Source organism: Kushneria konosiri, from assembly GCF_002155145.1.
Classification (GTDB): domain Bacteria; phylum Pseudomonadota; class Gammaproteobacteria; order Pseudomonadales; family Halomonadaceae; genus Kushneria; species Kushneria konosiri.
The window spans coordinates 862,979-884,796 of the sequence record NZ_CP021323.1; the positions used below are offsets into that span (position 1 = coordinate 862,979).

19 protein-coding genes, 5 tRNA genes and 2 rRNA genes are annotated in these 21,818 nt (G+C 58.8%); 7 read left to right on the forward strand and 19 right to left on the reverse strand.

What is annotated here, in order from left to right; genetic code table 11:
* Nucleotides 1–2: 2 nt before the first annotated feature.
* The gene (locus B9G99_RS04075; RefSeq protein ID WP_086620861.1) at nt 3–206 is read right to left on the reverse strand and encodes a cold-shock protein; all 204 of its coding nucleotides are present in this window, start codon (nt 204–206) and stop codon (nt 3–5) included.
* A gap of 184 nt (nt 207–390) precedes the next feature.
* Between B9G99_RS04075 and B9G99_RS16705 the strand changes: the two genes are divergently transcribed.
* Nucleotides 391–645: a hypothetical protein gene (locus B9G99_RS16705; protein WP_148663905.1), complete on the forward strand. Its 255-nt coding sequence runs from the start codon at nt 391–393 to the stop codon at nt 643–645.
* Here the strand turns inward: B9G99_RS16705 and B9G99_RS04080 are convergent.
* The 6 genes from B9G99_RS04080 to B9G99_RS04105 all read right to left on the reverse strand — a co-directional run bounded on the left by B9G99_RS04080 (nt 633) and on the right by B9G99_RS04105 (nt 4,776).
* A tRNA-Thr gene (locus B9G99_RS04080) sits at nt 633–708 on the reverse strand. The genes B9G99_RS16705 and B9G99_RS04080 overlap by 13 nt on opposite strands.
* A 27-nt stretch (nt 709–735) precedes the next feature.
* Nucleotides 736–810, reverse strand: a tRNA-Gln gene (locus B9G99_RS04085).
* 5 nt (nt 811–815) lie between these two features.
* Nucleotides 816–891, reverse strand: a tRNA-Phe gene (locus tag B9G99_RS04090).
* Between the two features lie 73 nt (nt 892–964).
* Nucleotides 965–1,237 carry an oxidative damage protection protein gene (locus tag B9G99_RS04095; protein ID WP_086620862.1) on the reverse strand — a complete coding sequence of 91 codons (273 nt, stop codon included), beginning with the start codon at nt 1,235–1,237 and terminating at the stop codon, nt 965–967.
* 23 nt (nt 1,238–1,260) lie between these two features.
* On the reverse strand, nt 1,261–2,349 hold the full coding sequence (mutY, locus tag B9G99_RS04100; RefSeq protein ID WP_227875921.1) for an A/G-specific adenine glycosylase: 1,089 nt from the start codon (nt 2,347–2,349) through the stop codon (nt 1,261–1,263).
* A 93-nt stretch (nt 2,350–2,442) separates the two neighbouring features.
* A complete protein-coding gene (locus B9G99_RS04105; RefSeq protein WP_158521436.1) occupies nt 2,443–4,776 on the reverse strand; it encodes an AsmA family protein in 2,334 nt (777 codons plus the stop codon).
* 262 nt (nt 4,777–5,038) lie between these two features.
* Between B9G99_RS04105 and hisB the strand changes: the two genes are divergently transcribed.
* Genes hisB through hisF form a run of 4 tightly spaced genes read left to right on the forward strand, consistent with a single transcriptional unit; the run spans nt 5,039 to nt 7,918 of the window.
* Nucleotides 5,039–5,638, forward strand: coding sequence for an imidazoleglycerol-phosphate dehydratase HisB (gene hisB / locus B9G99_RS04110; RefSeq protein WP_086623274.1), 600 nt, complete (start codon nt 5,039–5,041; stop codon nt 5,636–5,638).
* 51 nt (nt 5,639–5,689) lie between these two features.
* Nucleotides 5,690–6,334 (forward strand): imidazole glycerol phosphate synthase subunit HisH, encoded by a 645-nt coding sequence (gene hisH / locus B9G99_RS04115; protein WP_086620864.1) that lies wholly within the window; start codon nt 5,690–5,692, stop codon nt 6,332–6,334.
* Between the two features lie 47 nt (nt 6,335–6,381).
* Nucleotides 6,382–7,128, forward strand: coding sequence for a 1-(5-phosphoribosyl)-5-[(5-phosphoribosylamino)methylideneamino]imidazole-4-carboxamide isomerase (gene hisA / locus B9G99_RS04120; protein ID WP_086620865.1), 747 nt, complete (start codon nt 6,382–6,384; stop codon nt 7,126–7,128).
* A 16-nt stretch (nt 7,129–7,144) separates the two neighbouring features.
* Nucleotides 7,145–7,918 (forward strand): imidazole glycerol phosphate synthase subunit HisF, encoded by a 774-nt coding sequence (gene hisF / locus B9G99_RS04125; protein WP_086620866.1) that lies wholly within the window; start codon nt 7,145–7,147, stop codon nt 7,916–7,918.
* Between the two features lie 59 nt (nt 7,919–7,977).
* Here the strand turns inward: hisF and B9G99_RS04130 are convergent, their stop codons facing one another.
* Both B9G99_RS04130 and B9G99_RS04135 read right to left on the reverse strand, forming a co-directional pair.
* Nucleotides 7,978–8,580 carry a YjaG family protein gene (locus tag B9G99_RS04130; RefSeq protein ID WP_335617628.1) on the reverse strand — a complete coding sequence of 201 codons (603 nt, stop codon included), beginning with the start codon at nt 8,578–8,580 and terminating at the stop codon, nt 7,978–7,980.
* Between the two features lie 132 nt (nt 8,581–8,712).
* The gene (locus B9G99_RS04135; protein WP_086620867.1) at nt 8,713–9,006 is read right to left on the reverse strand and encodes an MGMT family protein; all 294 of its coding nucleotides are present in this window, start codon (nt 9,004–9,006) and stop codon (nt 8,713–8,715) included.
* Between the two features lie 73 nt (nt 9,007–9,079).
* On the opposite strand from B9G99_RS04135, the gene B9G99_RS04140 reads away from it, so the two are divergent.
* Nucleotides 9,080–9,754 (forward strand): type 1 glutamine amidotransferase, encoded by a 675-nt coding sequence (locus B9G99_RS04140; RefSeq protein WP_086623276.1) that lies wholly within the window; start codon nt 9,080–9,082, stop codon nt 9,752–9,754.
* A gap of 3 nt (nt 9,755–9,757) precedes the next feature.
* Here the strand turns inward: B9G99_RS04140 and mnmH are convergent, their stop codons facing one another.
* The 6 genes from mnmH to B9G99_RS04170 form a co-directional block, all read right to left on the reverse strand.
* Complete coding sequence (mnmH, locus tag B9G99_RS04145; RefSeq protein ID WP_086620868.1) at nt 9,758–10,876, reverse strand: tRNA 2-selenouridine(34) synthase MnmH; 1,119 nt, start codon at nt 10,874–10,876, stop codon at nt 9,758–9,760.
* Nucleotides 10,863–11,900, reverse strand: coding sequence for a selenide, water dikinase SelD (gene selD, locus B9G99_RS04150; RefSeq protein WP_086620869.1), 1,038 nt, complete (start codon nt 11,898–11,900; stop codon nt 10,863–10,865). Before selD ends, mnmH begins: the two co-directional genes overlap by 14 nt.
* Before the next feature lie 96 nt (nt 11,901–11,996).
* Entirely contained in the window at nt 11,997–13,373 is a 1,377-nt protein-coding gene (gene radA / locus B9G99_RS04155) for a DNA repair protein RadA (RefSeq protein WP_086620870.1), read from the reverse strand.
* A gap of 97 nt (nt 13,374–13,470) precedes the next feature.
* Complete coding sequence (locus B9G99_RS04160) at nt 13,471–13,953, reverse strand: copper resistance protein NlpE N-terminal domain-containing protein (RefSeq protein ID WP_086620871.1); 483 nt, start codon at nt 13,951–13,953, stop codon at nt 13,471–13,473.
* Nucleotides 13,954–14,080: 127 nt separating this feature from the next.
* Nucleotides 14,081–15,190, reverse strand: a complete 1,110-nt coding sequence (locus B9G99_RS04165) for an alkene reductase (RefSeq protein WP_086620872.1) — start codon at nt 15,188–15,190, stop codon at nt 14,081–14,083.
* A gap of 120 nt (nt 15,191–15,310) precedes the next feature.
* A complete protein-coding gene (locus B9G99_RS04170) occupies nt 15,311–16,939 on the reverse strand; it encodes an alkaline phosphatase family protein (protein WP_148663906.1) in 1,629 nt (542 codons plus the stop codon).
* Nucleotides 16,940–17,049: 110 nt separating this feature from the next.
* On the opposite strand from B9G99_RS04170, the gene hisC reads away from it, so the two are divergent.
* Nucleotides 17,050–18,117, forward strand: coding sequence for a histidinol-phosphate transaminase (gene hisC / locus B9G99_RS04175; protein ID WP_086620874.1), 1,068 nt, complete (start codon nt 17,050–17,052; stop codon nt 18,115–18,117).
* Between the two features lie 109 nt (nt 18,118–18,226).
* Here the strand turns inward: hisC and rrf are convergent.
* The 4 genes from rrf to B9G99_RS04195 all read right to left on the reverse strand — a co-directional run bounded on the left by rrf (nt 18,227) and on the right by B9G99_RS04195 (nt 21,774).
* A 5S ribosomal RNA gene (gene rrf, locus B9G99_RS04180) occupies nt 18,227–18,342 on the reverse strand.
* 107 nt (nt 18,343–18,449) lie between these two features.
* Nucleotides 18,450–21,340: ribosomal RNA gene (locus tag B9G99_RS04185) — 23S ribosomal RNA — on the reverse strand.
* Nucleotides 21,341–21,614: 274 nt separating this feature from the next.
* A tRNA-Ala gene (locus B9G99_RS04190) sits at nt 21,615–21,690 on the reverse strand.
* A gap of 7 nt (nt 21,691–21,697) precedes the next feature.
* Nucleotides 21,698–21,774: transfer RNA gene (locus tag B9G99_RS04195), tRNA-Ile, on the reverse strand.
* Nucleotides 21,775–21,818 lie beyond the last annotated feature (44 nt).

Consider the following 21,818-nt stretch of genomic DNA (forward strand, 5'->3'; position numbering starts at 1 on the left):
ACTTACTCGGGGCGGATTGCAGAAGCCTGCAGACCTTTTTTACCCTGAGTGACGTTGAAGGAGACCTTCTGGCCTTCCTGCAGCGACTTAAAACCTTCTGCCTGAATCTCGGAGAAGTGTGCGAACAGATCGTCGCCACCGTCGTCAGGAGAAATGAAACCGAAGCCTTTGCTGTCGTTGAACCACTTAACAGTGCCAGTTGCCATGCTTTTGATACCTGTGCAATAAATTAATGATGGTTAGCCCACCGCGGGCACAAACAAGATAGCCATTCATATGCTCTCGACAGGATCGATTACAACTGACGATATACTGCCTTGTTAACCACCCGAACCATAGTGCACCTATCGCCCTACCGGGTCAAGTAACCCTTTGGTAGGGGTATGCGATATGCACACCACGAACATGTCGTATAACTCAGGAGAAAAGCAAAGTCAATCGCAAGAAGCACAGGGTTCAAAGCGTTTCCCCGCAATCTCTGATCCTGCAACCCTGTCGACTCGAGTCATGAAGCCGACGATTCGATCAGAGTTTACAATCCGGGATGACGCTGCCAATAGACTTCAAGGTTACAAAAAAACCGCCCTGATGGCGGTTTCTTTTATCGATATTGCAGTTGGCGCAATTCGAAATGGTGCCGGCTGAAGGAGTCGAACCCTCGACCTACTGATTACAAGTCAGTTGCTCTACCAACTGAGCTAAGCCGGCGCACTCAGCAACGAATGTCGAATAAAGTGGCTGGGGTACCAGGACTCGAACCTGGGAATGCCGATACCAAAAACCGGTGCCTTACCACTTGGCTATACCCCAGCAGATGGTGGCCAGAGACGGAATCGAACCGCCGACACGGGGATTTTCAATCCCCTGCTCTACCGACTGAGCTATCTGGCCGTTGCCAACGGCTGCGTATTAAATCGAAAACCTTCCTCCAGGTCAACACCTGTTTTGCGATTATTTCAAAAAACTATTGAGCCGGGGGAACATAGCCTTCAGCGCTGTCGGTTTCTTCATTGTTGAAAAACCGGTTCATCTGAGCCATCAGGTAGTCACGTGTTTCGGAATCCAGCATATTGAGTCGCTTTTCGTTGATCAGCCGTGTCTGCAGTGCCTGCCACTCCTCCCAGGCCTTTTTGGAAACGTTGTCATGGATGTCCTGCCCTTTCGCGCCTGGCAGGGGCGGCATCTGCAGCCCTTCCATTTCCTGCTGATACTTGCGGCAAAATACCGTACGAGTCATTGCAATACCTTTTGTAAGCGCTTTCAAAGAAGCGAAGAGGATGACAGGGATTCCAGCAGCGCCTTGACCGGTGCTGCCAATCCTATGCTGTCAGGTTGGTCAGGATCATACCATCGCCGCCCTGCCACCACGGGATGCTCCCCGCTTCGAGACAGATGCGCCTGAACCGGCGTGATCTCAAGTCGAAAGTGTGTAAAAACGTGCGTAAAACATGGCCATTGCTGCTCTACAGCGCTACCGGGCATTTCACGGGCCAACCAGGACTCGAGTGCCTCATGATCGTCAAACTGTGGCATTCCCCACAAACCACCCCACAAACCGCTTGAAGGGCGCTGCTCAAGCAGGACACGCTCATGGCCATCACGCAGTATCAGCATCAATGTCTGACGAACAGGTTTTTCCTTTTTCGGCTTTGACGCTGGGAAACGATGCTCTTCTCCTTGTGCATGTGCCACGCAGTCAGCTTCAAAGGGACACAGCAGGCAGCTGGGACGACGGCGCGTGCAAAGCGTGGCGCCCATGTCCATCATGGCCTGAGTAAAGTCGGCGCAGCGCCATTGGGGCGTGTAGTGCTCGGCCAACTGCCAGAGCTTCCTCTCCACCTCGGGCTTGCCGGGCCAGCCCTCAACGCCATGCAAACGGGTCAATACGCGTTTGACGTTGCCATCCAGAATGGGCGCACGCTGTCCGGTGGACTGGGCAATGATGGCCCCGGCCGTCGAGCGACCAATGCCCGGCAGAGCGCTCAGGGCCGCCACACTCTCGACCGGAAACACTCCGCCATGCTCGTTGACAACGCACTGGGCGGCACGATGCAGGTTGCGAGCACGGGCGTAATATCCCAGTCCCGTCCAGAGATGGAGCACCTCATCCTGCTCGGCCGCTGCCAGTGCCTCGACATCCGGAAAGCGCTGCATGAAGCGCTCAAAATAGCCGATGACGGTTGCCACCTGTGTCTGTTGCAGCATGATTTCTGACACCCAGACACGGTATGGGCTCCTGTCCTGCTGCCAGGGCAGATGGGTGCGGCCATACTGATCAAACCAGCCCAGCAGACGGATGCGAAAATATTCGGCATCCAGCGGCTGCAGGGCCTCGATAAAAGTACTCACGGATTGGCTCTCGCCCGGATAGAAAACTCGAAAAGTGCCGATGCCCTGCTTGATCAGGGCACCGGCCGCATGACGTGATGACTGAAAAGGTTGTTACTGAAAAAGGCCCTTGATGGCATCTTTCAGATTGCCGCCGGACGCCTCACCCAGCTTTTCCTCGATCCGCTGACCCAGCTTGCCCTCCAGCTGGCGGTCTACATGCTCACGCAACTTTTCCCTGCCTTCGCTGGCAGCACTCTTTTGCAGGATGGCGCTGAAGGCATCGGCATCAAAGCGACACCATTGGGCCGGGGCATCGCCCAGGCTTCCCGAGCAGTGCAGCGGGAGCGGTATATGGCTCAGCGTCGCACTGACCGGGCATCCCTGGGTGTCAGCGGTGTTGACCAGCCGAGCAGCCAGCGCCATGTCCAGATTCTGCGCCTTCAGATCGATCTGACCGCTGCCTGTGATGTCCACACCGGGCAACGCCACGTTCAGGTCATCGTTTTGAATCACACCGTCGACAATGTCGAAACTGGCAGCAAACCGATCGAACTCGGTATCGCTCCCCCATTCATGCGAGGTGCTATTGCCCTGCAACATGGCAGCCGTCGTGCACAGCTGTCCCGGCAGATTGATCCCCATCATGGCGCCGTCAGCAATCACAAATGACGCCTTCCCATCGAGATTGGCCAGCCACGAGCCCTCATCCTCAAGGGTGGAAGACAGCGCGGCACTGGCATTGAGCGTACCGCGGAAAAGATCATCACGTCCCGAAACATCCTTCAGCAGGGGCTGTAGCGCCACACCGGTCAGTTGCGGCTCAAACGAGAGCGACACTGATGAGGCCGCAACGTTCATGGCGCCGCTGGCCTTGAGCGCCCCATCGTAGAGATCGGCATTCAATCTTGAGAGACGATAATGCCCTTCACGCCCCTGCGCCTTCAGAGCGACGTTCTCGAGCTGGAATTTTCGTGCCTTGAGCGTCTCGAGAGTCAGATTCAGATCAAGGTCCAGCGAGCGAGCCAGCGCCAGAGTACTCTCATTGAGGGAGGCTCCAGCGTCAGCGATCGGCGTCGTGTCGCTGGTGCGAGCCTGCGGCGCCTCATTCGATGCCGTCACATTGGTGGACCTTGGTGGCAGATAGCGATCAAGGTCCAGCGAATCCCCCTTGAGCTCGGCGTGCAGAAGCGGCGACTCAAGCCCCAGCGATGCCGTCCCCTCAAGGGTCGTATCGTCAATATCGACCGATAAATCCGTGAACCGTGCAGTGCGTTTGTCACCTTCAACCTGCGACGATAACCCCACTCGCTGTAGCGCCTGGGCATCTGCAGTAGTCGGCAATTTTCCCAGTCGTTCCAGCCAGCTGCGAAGATCGGCCGGGGCCATGTCGACCTGTCCCTGCCAGTGCAGGTCATCGCTCAGATGACGCGCCTCTGCGCTGCCGGTCAAGCGCAGCAGCTGGCCGCTGCTGAGCGAAAAAGAGGTCAGTTTTGCCTGATCTTCCGCCAGCGACACTTCACCACTTGCCTCGGCGCCCAGAGGCAGGGCATGTTCGCCCAGAGACGGCAGGTAAAAGGTGCCATCCAGCACAGCGCTGTCCACGCTGTAGCGCTGCCGATCAAGATCTGCAGCCAGCCTTGAAGCGTTCAGGCCAAAGGTCTGATCGTGGGCGCCGTCGATGGCCGGCAAATGCATCGCCCCTTTCAGGGCAAGATTATCGAGACGGTAGACCGCGCTGTTCAGATCAAGACTGGCTTGGCTTTTCAGACTGATGGTGCCATTCAGTTCAGGCCGGGTACCTTCGACGGCGAATGAAAGCTCCAGCGGAAAGGCGCCGCCCGAGGTGACATTGGATGCCTGAAGGGCCAGTGAAGACAACGTGATGTTGCGATCATTCTGCTGGTCTTCAAAATGTACCTGGCCGTCGCTGACCTGCACGCTGGCAATGTCCATGGCCAAGGGGCGGTCGCCGGCCGATGCGACACTCTGTGGCCGTCGCGAAGGAGAAGACGGTCGGTCGTTATCCTGTTGAGCGACGGTATCGACCAGAGCCTCCCAGTTGCCATGCCCCTGCGCATCACGCTCCAGATTGAGACGAAGGCCATCAAGCGTGAAACCATCGACTTCGATATTGCCACTCAGCAACGGGGGGAAGCGTAACCGCGCCTCGGCCTGGCGGAACGCAGCAAAGGGCGTCTCATCGGCGCTCTGATCGGGAAGGCGGGCCGTGGCATCTTCAACGGTGACTCCGATGCGCGGATAGAAGGTCCAGGAGAGCGGGCCATTCAGTGACAGCTCAAGCCCCGTGCGCTCGCGCACGGCATCCGCCAGCCGCGGTTTGAGATCATTGGGATCGAGAAAGGTCGTCGCGTAAATGACCACGGCCACAGCCAGCAACCCCAGCACCCCTATCGCCGCCAGCACTATCCTGAACAACGCTTTCATTGAATACTCTCCCCAAGACCTTTCCCGCACGATAATCGCATCGATAAATCCCCCCATCATGCCAGAGACCGGCCTGTCGGTGGCGGGCGTTAGTGTAGCGGATGGTCACTGCCCTTCTCTATAATGGCGCGCCGGCGTCATGGCCTAAAGGCATGACCGCAGCATTCCGGCCCATCGAGCCGCGCGGGCATGAGCCGCTTTTGATATCGTTATGACCCATGACGCCCTAGAGGCGATGATCTTCTTTTTGCAGGGAGCCTTCATGACCCAGTCGACGCGCCGCGCCAGCATTTCACGTCATACCAGCGAAACGCGTATCAGCGTCTCGCTCGACCTTGATGGTCAGGGCGAACTCAAGGCCGATACCGGCGTACCCTTTTTCGAGCACATGCTCGATCAGATCGCTCGCCACGGCATGATTGATCTCACCATTGATGCCGATGGTGATCGCCATATCGATGATCACCATACGGTCGAGGATACAGGCATCACCCTGGGCCAGGCCTTTGCCGAGGCGCTGGGTGACAAGCGGGGCATCCATCGCTACGGTCATGCCTATGTTCCGCTGGACGAGGCGCTGTCACGGGTGGTGATCGATTTTTCCGGCCGCCCGGGGCTTTTCATGAATGCCGAGTTCACCCGCGCCACCATCGGCGCCTTCGAGACCCAGCTGGTTTCCGAATTCTTTCAGGGGTTCGCCAGCCATGCGCGTGCCACCGTCCATATCGACAACCTGAAGGGCGACAATGCCCATCATCAGGTCGAGACCATCTTCAAGGCTTTCGGTCGCGCCCTGCGCATGGCGGTTTCTCCGGATGAGCGCATGGCCGGGCGAATTGCTTCTACCAAGGGCAGCCTGTAACCCAACACCATCCGATCGGCGTGTGTCCGGTCGGCAAGGAGCGTGTCCAGCATGACGATTGCCATCATCGACTACGGAATGGGCAACCTGCACTCGGTGGCCAAGGCCATCGAGCACGTCAGTCCCGATGAGCGTGTCACCATCACGCGGGATGCCCGCGCCATCAAGGGCGCCTCGCGCGTGGTGCTGCCCGGCCAGGGCGCCATTCGTGACTGCATGGGGGAACTTGAACGTACCGAGCTGACCGGTTTGGTCAAGGAACTCCTGAGAGATGCCAGCAAGCCGTTGCTGGGGATCTGTGTCGGTCAGCAGATGCTGATGGACAAGAGCGAGGAAAACGGCGGAGTCCGCTGTCTGGGCTACATGCCCGGCCGGGTGACACGCTTTGACGATACGGCCCTGGACGAACAGGGTCAGCGGCTCAAGGTGCCCCATATGGGATGGAACCGTGTCCATCAGCATCACATGCATCCGCTGTGGGAAGGCATCCTGACCGGGGAGCGCTTCTATTTCGTGCACAGCTATTTCGTACAGGCCGAGGACGATGCCCACGCGATGGGCTACATCGATTACGCAGGCAGCCGCGCCCATGTGGCCACCGGTCGTGACGCCGTCTTTGCCGTACAGTTTCATCCGGAAAAAAGTGCCGACGCCGGCCTCAGACTGCTGGCAAATTTTGTGGCCTGGTCGCCCTGACCCTCTCTGCGCCCAGGACCCTTCACGACAAGGATAAAGGAATTCCCATGCTGGTCATCCCCGCCATCGACCTGAAAGACGGTCAGTGTGTTCGCCTCAAGCAGGGCCGTATGGAAGACTCGACCACCTACGGTGAAGACCCGGTGGCCATGGCCCAGCGCTGGGTGGATGCCGGCGCGCGGCGTCTGCACCTGGTGGACCTCAACGGCGCCTTCGAGGGTCGCCCGGTCAATGCCGAAGCGGTCAGGGCCATCGCTGCCCGCTTTCCGGACCTGCCCATTCAGATCGGCGGCGGCATCCGTACCCGCGAGGTCATTCAGAGCTACCTCGATGCCGGCGTCAGCTGGGTCATTATCGGTACCCAGGCCGTGCGCGATCCGGACTTTGTCCGTGAGATGTGTCGCGAATTTCCCGGCCATATCATGGTCGGACTCGACGCCCGTGACGGCTACGTCGCCACCGATGGCTGGGCAGAAGTGTCCACCATGCGCGCCGTGGACCTGGCCCGCCATTTTGCACAGGACGGCGTCAGCGCCATCATTTACACCGATATTTCACGTGATGGCATGATGAACGGCGTCAACGTCGAAGCCACCGTCGAAATGGCCAGCCATGGCGGTGTGCCGGTCATCGCCTCTGGCGGCGTGACCGACATGGAAGACGTGCAGAAACTGGCTGACGTTGCCGCATCCGGCATCGTTGGCGCCATTACCGGACGGGCCATCTATGAAGGCAAGCTTGATCTTGCCGAGGCCCAGACCCTGTGTGACACCATTGAAGCCCAGCAAGGCTGATGGTTCGGAGAGGCACATGACACTGGCAAAACGCATCATCCCCTGTCTGGACGTGGATCGTGGCCGTGTGGTCAAGGGCGTCAATTTTCTGGGCATCCGGGATGCCGGCGACCCGGTCGAGGTCGCCCGGCGCTACAATGAACAAAATGCCGACGAGATCACCTTTCTCGACATTACCGCCAGCCATGAAGCGCGGGGTACCACGCTGGACATGGTCAGCCGGATTGCCGGTGAGGTCTTCATTCCGCTGACCGTCGGCGGCGGCATTCGCAGCTGCGACAATATTCGCGCCCTGCTCAATGCCGGCGCCGACAAGGTGTCAATCAACACGGCCGCCGTCACGGATCCGGATTTTGTCTACGAAGCCGCCGAGCGCTTTGGCAGTCAGTGCATCGTTGTAGCCATCGACGCCAAGCGGGTCAGCGAGGATGATGAGCCACCCCGCTGGGAGATCTTTACCCACGGCGGGCGCAAGTCAACCGGGCTCGACGCCGTCGAATGGTCTCGCAGGATGGTGGAATATGGTGCCGGAGAACTGCTGGTGACCAGCATGGACCGCGACGGCACCCGGGAAGGCTTTGATCTGGGGGTCACACGCGCCATCAGCGATGCTGTTTCGGTGCCGGTCATCGCCTCGGGCGGGGTGGGCAATCTCGATCATCTGGTGGCGGGTGTGAAAGAAGGCGGCGCCGATGCAGTTCTGGCCGCGAGCATCTTTCATTTTGGCGAATACACCATCGAACAGGCCAAGCAGTACATGGCCGATCATGGCCTCGAGATGCGCCTTTAATTGCGCCCGCACACGGCATCGTTCTTCGACGCCGTGTGCGGGCGGGTTTTGCGTCCTGTCTACTCGGCCGTCAGCCCCAGGTTGCTGACGCCCTCGTTTTTCCCCAGCACGCGCAGCACACGCAGTCCTTCCCGATCCAGCGTCTGTATCTCGACGTGCTCCAGCACCGCCAGCTGGAAGGCTCGCTCGTCGCTCATCAGCTCATGCTCCTCGATCAGGGCCTCACGCTCGGCATCATCGTGGATGGCATCACCGGCGCTCATCTCGATAAATCGCTCGACCCCGCCGATGGAGAGTCGGCTGACGTCTACACCCGCCTCAACAGCCGGGCCTGACAGCACATCCACGCAGGCAGACAGGGCCAGAGTCATGTCCCGGGCGAGACGCGCCCCGAAGCTGTCATCCTCTTCCGGTGGTTCACAGGCCACCAGCTTTTCACCCTGACGCTCAAAATCAATGCGGGCATCGCGAACCCCCAGGCTCTCCCAGACCAGCGCCAGCAGGCTGGCCACGCCATGCGCATCTCCAGCCTCGCCGATCTCGGCATAGAGGCGATAATTTGGCATCAACCGCTCACTCAAGGCCGCCATGAAGGCCAATGACTGGCGTGGTGACAGCGCCCTCAAACGCTTTTCAAACCCTGGTGCGATCATGGTGGGCATTGCTTGTGCTCCCTGCTCGAAATCGTTCTGCTGGTGTTGTCATCATCTGCCTGATCCTGGGTTTACCCTTTCTGGTTCAGAAGGGCGTCCCGGTATCACAGACAGACTCGATAAAATGCGATTGCCTGACCCTCAGGGCCAGAAAAAATGCGCCGGAATCCGACCGCGTGCGTCAAATACCACACCCTCGGCGCTCAACAGTTCGCGCTGCCGGCGAGCCCCGTCATGATCGGCAAGGCGACCGCCGGCAGCAACGACTCGATGCCAGGGCAGCGTATGTCCCTCGGGCAGCAGACGCAGCAGCGCCCCGACCGAGCGTGCCGTAGCGCCTTCCGTCATTTTCGCGATGGCGCCATAGGTAGTCACACGCCCTTCGGGGATACGGGCAATAATGGTCGTGGCCTGCTCACGTACCTCGTCACGCATGGGTCTTCCCGGTGATTGTCCAGATCGGTGTATGCTGAGTGATCAAATTATCGTTATCCATCATGGCCCTATCATGCATATCTATTTTTTGCAGCATGCGTCTCATTTTGGACCAGCCCGACTGGCGGACTGGCTGACCAGCATGGGCCACAGTTTCAACGTCTGTCGCCTTTATGCCGATGAAGTGCCGCCCCGGCCCGGCGATTTCGATGCCCTGATCGTGCTGGGCGGCCCGGAACAGATCGTGGCACACGGCTGGACCAAACGTGAACAGCATCTTCTCGAGCGCACGCTCAAAAGCTCAAAGCCGATCATGGGGCTGGGCTACGGCGCAGAGCTGATCGCCGAGGCGCTCGGCGCCATCGTGTCGCTTAATACGCACGGTGAATTTGGCTGGCATGCGGTACGCGGCAATGAGGACGGCGACCTTGACCTGCCCGAGCGTTTTGACGCCTTTCTCTGGCATAGGCGTATCTTCGGGCTACCGGAAGGCGCCATCTCGATCGGGGCCAGCGACGCCAGCCCGTTGCAGGGATTCACCTGGGACGGCGCCCGGGTGGTGGCCATGCACTGCCATCTGGAAGCCACCCATGACTGGGTGCAGCGGCTTGCCGAGAAAGAAGCCGGCAGTCTGGAAAATTCAGGCCCCTGGGTGCAGTCACGCGACGAGATGCTCAATGACAGCCACCGCTTTGCCCGGCAGGCGGCCGTACTGGATCGGGTCATGATCGACTGGCTGCGCCTTTAACCCTTATTCGACATCGCCGCTGCGACGCTGCTGGTCGACAGCCTCGCGCACGAACGCCAGCACTTCCTGCCACGTGCCGGTAAAGGCAGGCCCATGTTCGTTCTGGCGTAGCTGATAGTGATACATGGGGTCGTAGTATTCGCTCAGCAGCGGAGACAGCCAGCCATCATGAGCCTGACTGTCTTGCGTGGTGACATGCGCCTCGAAGGCCTGCTGCTGAAGCTGCAACAGCCGCTCGAGGCGCGCATTGCCCAGCCGCTTTTTGAGGCGTACCAGTGCGCTGATCAATTGGCGACGCATCAGCGACCAGCCCAGCCATGGACCATAGGACTGGCGATACTGCGTCCAGAGATCATCAATGTAGTCACGGCGAATCTGAGCCAGCCGCCACTCCAGTGGCATCTCGATCAAGACTCGGGGAGCCGCACACAATCCCTGCCAGAGAGGTAGTGGAATCTCGACACTGCCGATGCGGCGGGATTCATCTTCGAACACATAAGGCGCCCGACGCGCGGCCAGATCCATTGCCAGCGCATGCTCAAAGTTGATCTGCGTTGGCGGCTGCCCTGGCTGGCGGCCAAAGCTCGACCCCTTGTGACGCGCATGTCCTTCCAGATCAATGCCACTATCGAGTGCCTTGATCATGTCGGTCTTGGCACAGCCGGTCAGCCCCGCAATCACCAGCGACGGCGCCTCGGCCGCCTGCTCGGTGATCGACATCAGCGTACGACGCGCCGCCTTGAACCCGCCCTTCAGGCGTGCCACCTCAAGGCCCCTTTCCGCCAGCCATTGCTGAGCGATACCCGATCGCTGGCCGCCGCGGGCACAATAGATCAGGGCATCAGGGTGACGCGCCAGAACCTCGCACCAGGCCTCGACGCGGCTCTCCTTCAAGGTACCACTGACAAGCTGATGGCCAAGCCGGAGCGCGGCATCACCACCCTTTTGTCGATAGCAGGTCCCCACCTGAGCGCGCTCATCGTTGTCCATCAACGGCAGGTTGATGGCCCCGGGCAGCGTCCCATGGTCAAACTCGATGGGAGCGCGGACATCGATCAAAAGCGACGCGCCCTTGAGCCGGTCAAGCGTCGGCGCGAGCTGCTCTCCCTTATTGCTGGACATGTAAAACCGCTTCACCCTCACGCGCCACGCACTCTCCAAAGGCTTCAAGCGTCAGACCATGCTCACGGCCAATACGCTCGACGTCATCTTCATAGGCAGGGTCGACGGCCAGCACCAACCCACCGGAGGTTTGTGGATCGCAGAGCCACTGCCAGTGATAATCATCCATGGCTGGCATCAGTCGACCCATGGCGCGGTGATTGCGCTCGGTGCCGCCGGGCACTGCGCCCTGGCGCAGATAGCCATCCGCCTCGGCAATGCGCGGTAGACGCCTGAAGTCGATCCGGGCCGCCACATTGCTGGCCGTGCAGATCTCGCCCAGATGCCCGGCCAGACCGAATCCCGTCACATCGGTCATGGCATGAACGCCCGGTACGGTGGCCAGCTTCTGTCCAATGGCGTTGGTACGCAGCATGGTGTCACGTGCCAGACCATGATGTTCCGCCGCCAGCAGACCACGCTTTTCCGCCGTGGTCAGTATGCCAACCCCCAGCGGTTTGGTCAGATAAAGGCGGTCACCGGGGCGAGCACCATTGTTGCGTTTGAGGTGCTCAAGCCGGACCAGACCGTTGACTGCCAGACCAAAGATGGGCTCCGGGGCATCGATGGAGTGACCACCGGCCAGCGCCAGACCGAGCTCACAACATACGGACTGGGCACCGGCCAGCACCTCACCGGCGACCCTGGGGGAAAGCTTGTCAACGGGCCAGCCCAGAATGCCCAGCGCCATGATCGGGCGCCCCCCCATGGCAAAGACATCGCTGATGGCATTGGTCGCAGCGATGCGGCCAAAATCAAAGGGGTCATCCACGATCGGCATGAAAAAGTCGGTCGTGGCGATCAGGCCCTGACCATCGCCCAGATCATAGACGGCAGCGTCTTCGCGGTCCTGGTTGCCGACGATCAGCTTGTCACTATGGGCGCCGGGGCCTGCATTTTTCAGCATGCTATCCAGCACGTCCGGTGCAATCTTGCAGCCACAGCCGGCGCCATGGCTGTACTGGGTAAGGCGAATCTGTGTCATGAACTCTCCCCTTTTGACCTTCAGTATACTCAATGGTGGTCATTTTCACTGTGGCACCGGCAGCCGCTTCAGACCACACCCCTTTATCCGGTTCGATCAAATGGCCTCGAGCGCCTCGGAGAGACGATCAACGGCGATCACTTCCATCCCGGCCGGCGATTTTTTGGGCGCGTTGCCGCGCGGCACGATGGCACGGGTAAAGCCGTGCTTGGAAGCTTCAATGATGCGCTCCTGCCCACTGGGTACCGGACGGATTTCTCCGGAAAGACCGACTTCGCCGAACACCACCAGCTCGCGAGGCAATGAGCGATTCTGAAGGCTTGAGACCACGGCCAGCAGGACCGCCAGATCGGCGCTGGTTTCCAGCACCTTCATACCGCCGACCACATTGACAAAAACGTCCTGATCCCCGGTAAAGAGACCACCATGACGGTGCAGCACGGCCAGCAGCATCGCCAGACGCTGGGCATCAAAGCCGACGGCCACACGCCGCGGGTTACCCAGCGCCGACTCATCCAGCAGTGCCTGAACCTCGACCAGCAGCGGCCGAGTGCCCTCCCAGACCACCATCACGAGACTTCCGGGCGCCATCTCCTCCCCACGGGAGAGAAAGATCGCGCTGGGGTTTTTTACCTCCCGAAGCCCCTGCTCCATCATGGCAAAAACGCCCAGCTCATTGACGGCACCAAAGCGGTTTTTCTGCCCACGCAGGGTACGAAAGCGTGAGTCGGAACTCCCCTCCAGCAGCAGCGAGGCATCAATCATGTGCTCCAGCACACGCGGCCCTGCCAGAGCGCCATCCTTGGTCACGTGGCCTACCAGCATCAATACCGTGCCGGTTTGCTTGGCAAAACGGGTCAGTGCCGCGGCCGACTCACGCACCTGGGCCACCCCGCCCGGGGCGGAGGAGACATCTTCCAGATGCATGGTCTGGATGGAATCGATGATCAGTACCGCCGGTTTTTCGCGCTCGGCCATGCCCAGAATGGTTTCCACGCTGGTTTCGGCCAGCATGGAAAGCCCCTGCGTGGGCAGAGAGAGGCGATGAGCTCGCATGGCCACCTGAGAAAGCGACTCCTCCCCGGTGACATAGACCACGCGGTGCTGCTGGGCGAGGTGACAGGCTGTCTGTAAAAGCAGTGTGGATTTGCCCGCCCCCGGATCACCGCCCAGCAAAATGGCACCGCCGGGCACCAGCCCACCGCCCAGTACGCGATCAAATTCATCATAGGTGGTCGAAAAGCGCGGCAGTTCGCTCAGATCGACCCTTGATAGATCCGTCAGCGCCACGCTGGCGCCACCGGCGTAGCCCTGACGGGCAGTACTACCCGCACCACTGCCGGGACGAGAGGCACTTGAAAGACGTATTTCCGTCAGCGTGTTCCACTCACGGCAGCTGCTGCATTGCCCCTGCCACTTGGAATACTCGGCACCGCATTCGGTGCATACAAATGCACTCTTGGCCTTTGCCATGCTGCCCGTCCGTCCTCTTTGGTGATTTCAGACATGAAAAAGGGCGGCCTGGCGCCGCCCTCTGTTTGAAACTGCCCAGGCGGGCAGCATTTCAGGATTACTGCTGTCGAGTCAGACGCAGGGTCTGGCCGTTTTCGAAACGACGCAGCTGCGGATCCACCAGTTCGAGTGTTGAATCGTTGACACGCTCGAAGTAATAGACCTGACCTTCACCGGAAGGCGTCAGCTCATAGACGGTGGCCGACGGATCGTCCTGCATGCCGCTGATCACATCCCAGTTGCCGCTGTAGGTTTCAGTCGGCGGATTCTGCGGATGGTTCTGGTACTGCGCTTCCAGCTCGAACGTCCGATCCTGCGGATTGGTCGCCTTCTCATCGCCCTGCAGATTGACGGTCAGTGCGATTCCGCTGCAGTTGCGACACGGCAGGGTACCCGTATAGGTACGCGTTTCTGTCTGGGCCTGTGAAGACTGGGCCGTGGAACCTGCGCTGTCAGTACTCTGCTGCCCACCGCCAGTGCCGGCACAGCCTGCCAGTAGCGCCATCAGTGCCGAACCGGCCAGCAACGTTTTCATCTGCATGAAGCTTACTCCTGATGCCTGTTTTTTGGCCGCTCAAGCGACCGGTGCCCCCTAGCATAGCTGTTCGTCGGGGGCACCGGAAAGACACCCGTGCAGATTAGAGTCACTACGGCAGGGTCAATGCCCGTTAACGGGCCTGATCCGATAGAAAGGGATAATCGGTATAGCCTTTTTCATCGCCGCCATAGAAGGTGTCCGGGTCGGGGTCGGTAAGCTCGGCACCAACACGAAAGCGCTCGGGCAGATCAGGGTTGGCAATGAAGGGCCTACCGAAGACGGCGGCATCGGCAATACCACGATCGATCAGATCCACTTCGCCCTGCGCCGTGTAGTGGCCACAAAAGAGCAGGGCGCCGTTGCGAAAGCGTGCTCGCAGGGCGCGACGGAAATCATCAGTCAGATGGATGTCGCCACCGGCCCAGTCGGGTTCGTTGACGTGCAGATAGGCCAGTTCGCGGACATTGAGCTGTTCGGCCAGATAGAAGGCCATCTGTTCGGACTCCTCATCCTTGAGCCCGAAAATCTCGATAAACGGCGAAATGCGAATGCCAACCCGGTCATAACCAAAGACGCTGGCCACGGCATCCACAATCTCGAGCACGACCCGGGCGCGATTTTCGATCGAGCCACCATAGCGGTCAGTACGCTGATTGGAACCGGTCGCCAGAAACTGCTGAAGCAGATAAGCATTGGCGGCGTGGACCTCGATCATGTCAAAACCGGCGCGACGGGCGCGTATGGCGGCCTGGCGGTAATCCTCGACCAGTTCCGGAATCTCTTCGGTCTCCAGCGCACGGGGCGTGCTGGCATCTTCACGACCGGAGCTGCCATCCTCGAATTCGACAAAGGCCTGGGCGCCTTCACCACGCAAGGCGCTGGGCGCGACCGGTTGCTGGCCATCAGGCTGAACACGCTCGTTGGAGACACGACCGACGTGCCAGAGCTGCAACGCAATGCGTCCGCCGCGCGCATGGACGGCTTCTACCACACCTTTCCAGCCGGCTTCCTGCTCATCGGTCCAGATGCCTGGGGTATAGACATAGCCGGCCGCAGTCGGTGAGATATTGGTGGCCTCGGCGATGATCAGACCGGCGCCGGCACGCTGACCGTAGTAGATTTCCTGCAGGCGCCCCGGGATGCGATCCGGCGTACGTGCGCGCGTTAGCGGCGCCATGATGACCCGATTTGGGATTTCCAGCGAGCCCAGTTGAAGCGGTTCGAATAAAACATCGTGCATGTGAGAACCTCCCTGTTCGATGACTCCGACAAAAGCGAAATGATTTGAGTCAACCAACCATATGGAGACTATTAGCCTGCTTATCAAGTCGCCCGACTCAAATTGTTTCTTCCCTTTCGATCAGGGCGAGCCGAAGCCCTCAACCAATCGTTGGCGCAGGGCATCCATTCCCCAGTGCGCGCTGTTCCGGTCTGGCAACATGCCCGACTGCCAGCCCCATCTTGCAAATTGATCCAGTACATGCGGATCGCGGGTCATGACATGCACCGGCACATCCATGCTGGCGCCTTCACCCGTGATCAGTGAGGCCGGCTGATGATCTCCCATGGCGATCACGACCAGAGAGTCGTCGCCATAATGGGTGATGAAGGAGGCCAGTGCTTCAAGCGCGTAGTCGATGGACTTGAGATACTGTGCCCGCACGCGGTCGCTGTCCTGCCAGACCACGTCAGGCGGATCACCGGCATTGGCCCACTCGTTGAAGATACGACCGTCACCGATCTGACCCCAGTCCACCAGAGGCGGGATGGGCGTCCAGGGGGCATGACTACTCAACGTCGCGATTTCAGCCATGATCGGGGCTCGATCCCTGTGGGACAGTATCTGCTTCTGAAGAGCAAAATAAGTGTACTGATCCGGCATGGTGATCCAGTTGAAGGGTTCCCCCTTGTAACCGAGATTGCGGGCATCGAGCACCTCATCAAACCGGAAGTAGCGATTGGCCAGCCATTCGCGGGTCAAGGCCGGCTCAACCGCCATGGTCTTCCAGCCGGCCCGCCCAAAAAGACGTGCCAGCGAGACACGATCGGTATCCATCAGCCAATTGTAGCGCCGCTGCGAGTCGATCCAGAGTCCTGACTGCAGCGTGGCATGGGCCAGCCAGCTCTGCCCACCTACAGTGGGTGAGGCAAGCCAGGCGCTGCGCGCGCCAAACCCGGCCTTTCCAAGCTCATGATCGATGCGGGCCATGCGCGAACGCATGGCACCTGCGTAACGTTCGTCTTCCAGAGCCGTGCGCCCGTAGGATTCTATAAACACGAACAGGACATCATGGCCCTCAAGATTGGTGAACAGCCGATCGGCCGGCATCTGTGCGATCGGGTCATGAAGGGCATGCTTTTTCAAGGTGGCCAGATCACGAAGGTTTTGTCGGGACTGGCCAACGTGCTCAACGATCAGCCGTGATGAAGCGGCTGGCCGGGGAACGTCATGCCATACCAGCCCGGCCAGAGATATCACAAGCCACCCTGTAGGCAGAGACCAGAGCCACCGGTGCTGATCCGAGCGCACATTCAATGCGACCTGACGCGACAGAAGTGACCAGCCCCTTATGGTAGTGCCGAGCATCAGCAAGAGCATCACGACCAGTACACCAGCCAGCAGCCAGGCCTTGCCCGCCCCCACCGTACCGCTGAAGACATTCCACCCCGGCCCGATAAGACGCCAGTCGGAAATTGGATCAAAAATGCGCCAGTACGCCTGAAGGGCCACCATATCGGCCAGCTTGAGCAACGCCAGCAGTACAAGGGCCATCGCCACCAACGGCGCCAGAAAACGTGTGACACGATGTGGCAGGCACCATAGCGTTATCAGGATGAGAGGCAGCTCAAGCGGAGGCCACCATGTCATGGGGAAGGCAAGCATTCCGACCTGATTGGGCAGTGCCAGTACGATATAGCCCAGCAGCAGGGTCACTCCCATGACACTGGCCTCTTGAATCCTTCCTGCCACCAGTATGCCCCTTGTCATTCGGTAAAGCCCTTGAGATTAGCAGAGCCCTCTGCATGAGCGAGACTTGCGAACGCTACGGGCAGGGGTCAACATGATCCTACCGTATTGTCCCCTTGCAGAGAGCCACGATGAGCAAGTTCTGGAGTCCTGGAATAGCAGCACTGACACCCTATGTACCCGGTGAACAGCCCCGGCAGCGTATGATCAAGCTCAATACCAATGAGAACCCCTACCCGCCGGCCCCGGGGGTGGAAAAGGTGCTTCGGCAATTTTCCTGTGAGCAGCTAAAACGTTATCCGGATCCGGAATCGCTGGCGCTTCGCGACATGCTGGCGCGCACCTACAACGTGACCCGCGATCAAGTCTTTGTGGGTAACGGTTCGGATGAAGTACTGGCCTTTGCCTTTCGCGCCTTTTTCCTGCATGAAGGCGAGGCGCTGGCGATCCCGGAATACACCTACAGCTTTTATCCAGTCTACTGCCAGCTTTATGGCATCGAGCTGGAGAAGATTGCCCTGAACGATCGATGGGAAGTACCGCTGACGCATTTCCCGGAAAAGGGGCATGCAGGGATTGCCTTTGCCAACCCGAATGCTCCAACGGGACACGCGCACTCACGCGCGGACATCAAGGCGCTACTGGAACGTCAGCGTGAGCGCGTCGTGCTGGTCGATGAAGCCTATTATGGTTTTGGCAGTGAAAGCGCTGTACCGCTGATCGAGGAACACCCCAACCTGCTCGTGACAGGTACTTTTTCAAAGTCCCGCAGCCTGGCAGGCATGCGTATCGGTTTTGCCATAGGGTCAAAAGAACTGATCGAGGGGCTGGAGCGCATCAAGGACTCTTTCAATTCCTTTCCAGTCGATGCACTGGCCAGCGCCGCAGGGATCGCCGCCCTCGAAGATACACAGCATTATGAGGAGTGCTGTCACGCCATCATGGCGACACGTGAGGCCACTGTTCAAACACTAAAGGATCTGGATATCGAAGTGCTGCCGTCACAGGCCAACTTCCTGTTTGTTCGCCCCAGACGTCATGACGCCGTTTCGGTGGCCGCGCATTTGCGCGCCTCCGGCATACTGGTGCGCCACTTTGGCACGCCGGGACTCTCGGACTGGTTGCGGATCTCGATCGGCACGGATGCCGAGATGACGGCCCTGACCGACGCCCTTGCCGTACAGGCCAGCGCCGACTGAGCCCGCGCCCTGCCCGGTCACGTCAGTGACGGGGCGGGGTCGGGCCCGGCCGTTTTTTCGAGCGCACATAAAAGAACCCCGGTCCATTGGACCGGGGTTCGGAAGGGGTGTCTGACGATGACCTACTCTCACATGGGGAGACCCCACACTACCATCGGCGCGGAGCCGTTTCACTACCGAGTTCGGAAAGGGATCGGGTGGGACCGGCACGCTATGGTCGTCAGACAATTCTGCAGACCGGCTGCCTTTCGGCAGCGGGTCAAAATCGGGATCATGCTGATCGATACGCTATCGTATCCAACATCGTGTGATGCGAACCACTTGGGTGTTATATGGTCAAGCCTCACGGGCAATTAGTACGCGTCAGCTCAATGCATTACTGCACTTACACACCGCGCCTATCGACCTCGTCGTCTTCGAGGGCCCTTCAGGGAGCTCGAGGCTCCAGGGAAGTTTCATCTTGAAGGGGGCTTCCCGCTTAGATGCCTTCAGCGGTTATCCCGTCCGCACATAGCTACCCGGCGGTGCCATTGGCATGACAACCGGTACACCAGCGGTGCGTCCACTCCGGTCCTCTCGTACTAGGAGCAGCACTTCTCAAACTTCCGACGCCCACGGCAGATAGGGACCGAACTGTCTCACGACGTTCTAAACCCAGCTCGCGTACCACTTTAAATGGCGAACAGCCATACCCTTGGGACCGACTTCAGCCCCAGGATGTGATGAGCCGACATCGAGGTGCCAAACACCGCCGTCGATATGAACTCTTGGGCGGTATCAGCCTGTTATCCCCGGAGTACCTTTTATCCGTTGAGCGATGGCCCTTCCATACAGAACCACCGGATCACTAGAACCTGCTTTCGCACCTGCTCGACATGTCCGTCTCGCAGTCAAGCACCCTTATGCTCTTGCACTCATTGCACGATTTCCAACCGTGCTGAGGGTACCTTAGTGCTCCTCCGTTACTCTTTGGGAGGAGACCGCCCCAGTCAAACTACCCACCACACACTGTCCTCACACCGGATCACGGTGCGGAGTTAGAACGCCGATGATACCAGGCTGGTATTTCAAGGTTGGCTCCACCCCGACTGGCGTCGGGGTTTCAAAGCCTCCCAGCTATCCTACACAAGTAACATCAGCGTCCAGTGTGAAGCTATAGTAAAGGTTCACGGGGTCTTTCCGTCTAGCCGCGGGTACACTGCATCTTCACAGCGATTTCAATTTCACTGAGTCTCGGGTGGAGACAGCGTGGCCATCATTACGCCATTCGTGCAGGTCGGAACTTACCCGACAAGGAATTTCGCTACCTTAGGACCGTTATAGTTACGGCCGCCGTTTACCGGGGCTTCGATCAAGAGCTTCGCCTTGCGGCTAACACCATCAATTAACCTTCCGGCACCGGGCAGGCGTCACACCCTATACGTCCGCTTACGCGTTGGCAGAGTGCTGTGTTTTTAATAAACAGTTGCAGCCACCTGGTCTCTTCGGCCGGTCAGGGCTAGGGGAGCAAGTCCCATCACCCTGGCCGGCGCACCTTCTCCCGAAGTTACGGTGCCATTTTGCCTAGTTCCTTCACCCGAGTTCTCTCATACGCCTTGGTATTCTCTACCTGACCACCTGTGTCGGTTTGGGGTACGGTCGCATGTTATCTGAAGCTTAGAGGCTTTTCCCGGAAGCGTGGCATCAGTGACTTCCAGACCGTAGTCTGTTCGTCTCGCATCTCGGCTTGTAGAGGACCGGATTTGCCTGATCCCCAGGCCTACATGCTTTCACCAGGACAACCAACGCCTGGCTCACCTAGCCTTCTTCGTCCCCCCATCGCAATAACATCCGGTACGGGAATATTGACCCGTTTCCCATCGACTACGCTTTTCAGCCTCGCCTTAGGGGCCGACTCACCCTGCTCCGATTGACGTCGAACAGGAACCCTTGGTCTTCCGGCGGGGCGGGTTTTCACCGCCCTTGTCGTTACTCATGTCAGCATTCGCACTTGTGATACCTCCAGCATACCTCACGATACACCTTCGCAGGCTTACACAACGCTCCTCTACCGCGCATCCATAGGATGCACCCGCAGCTTCGGTACCCGGTTTGAGCCCCGTTACATCTTCCGCGCAGGCCGACTCGACCAGTGAGCTATTACGCTTTCTTTAAAGGATGGCTGCTTCTAAGCCAACCTCCTGGCTGTCTGTGCCTTCCCACATCGTTTCCCACTTAACCGGGATTTTGGGACCTTGGCTGGCGGTCTGGGTTGTTTCCCTTTTCACAACGGACGTTAGCACCCGCTGTGTGTCTCCCACGCTGTACTCACCGGTATTCGGAGTTTGCCTCGGGTTGGTAAGCCGGGATGGCCCCCTAGCCGAAACAGTGCTCTACCCCCGGTGGTAATACGTGAGGCGCTACCTAAATAGCTTTCGAGGAGAACCAGCTATCTCCGAGCTTGATTAGCCTTTCACTCCGATCCACAGCTCATCTCAGCATTTTTCAACATACTTGAGTTCGGACCTCCAGTCAGTGTTACCTGACCTTCATCCTGGCCATGGATAGATCGCCCGGTTTCGGGTCTATTCCCAGCAACTAAGTCGCCCATTTAAGACTCGGTTTCCCTGCGCCTCCCCTATTCGGTTAAGCTCGCTACTGAGAATAAGTCGCTGACCCATTATACAAAAGGTACGCAGTCACAGAACAAGTCTGCTCCCACTGCTTGTACGCACACGGTTTCAGGATCTATTTCACTCCCCTCGCCGGGGTTCTTTTCGCCTTTCCCTCACGGTACTGGTTCACTATCGGTCAGTCAGGAGTATTTAGCCTTGGAGGATGGTCCCCCCATGTTCAGTCAGGGTTTCACGTGCCCCGACCTACTCGATTTCACAATGCTCGGATTTCGGCTACAGGACTATCACCTGCTATGGTCAGACTTCCCAGACTGTTCGCCTATCGGTTGCACTGCTTAAGGGCTGCTCCCCGTTCGCTCGCCGCTACTGGGGGAATCTCAATTGATGTCTTTTCCTCGGGGTACTTAGATGTTTCAGTTCTCCCGGTTCGCCTTCATGAGTTATGTATTGGCTCATGAATACTCATCTTGTGATGAGTGGGTTTCCCCATTCGGAAATCGCCGGGTCGCAGGTCATTTGCCACCTCACCGACGCTTATCGCAGGCTGTCACGTCCTTCATCGCCTCTGACTGCCTAGGCATCCACCGTGTGCGCTTAATCGCTTGACCATATAACCCCAAGGGGTCCGGTCTCACAATCACACGACATTTACCGGGTGACGTACGACATGACGTACCACGGTAAATTTATACGTTTTCTGCCGGCCGGGTCACGACACTCTCGTAGGCGAGAGGTGTTCACCGACCGACAGGTCAGCATGATCCACATTGTTAAAGAGCGTACTGTCAAAAAGACAGTCAGAAATCATGTCGATGAGTGTCATCATCATGACTTTTGACTGTGGTTTCATCAGTAAAAGCGAGATACCGACACCGGGCTGTATGGTGGAGCCTAGCGGGATCGAACCGCTGACCTCCTGCGTGCAAGGCAGGCGCTCTCCCAGCTGAGCTAAGGCCCCGACAGGTTGGTGGGTCTGGGCAGACTCGAACTGCCGACCTCACCCTTATCAGGGGTGCGCTCTAACCAACTGAGCTACAGACCCAGGCATCTTCGCTCTATCCGATCAGGCAATTTGTGTGGACGCGC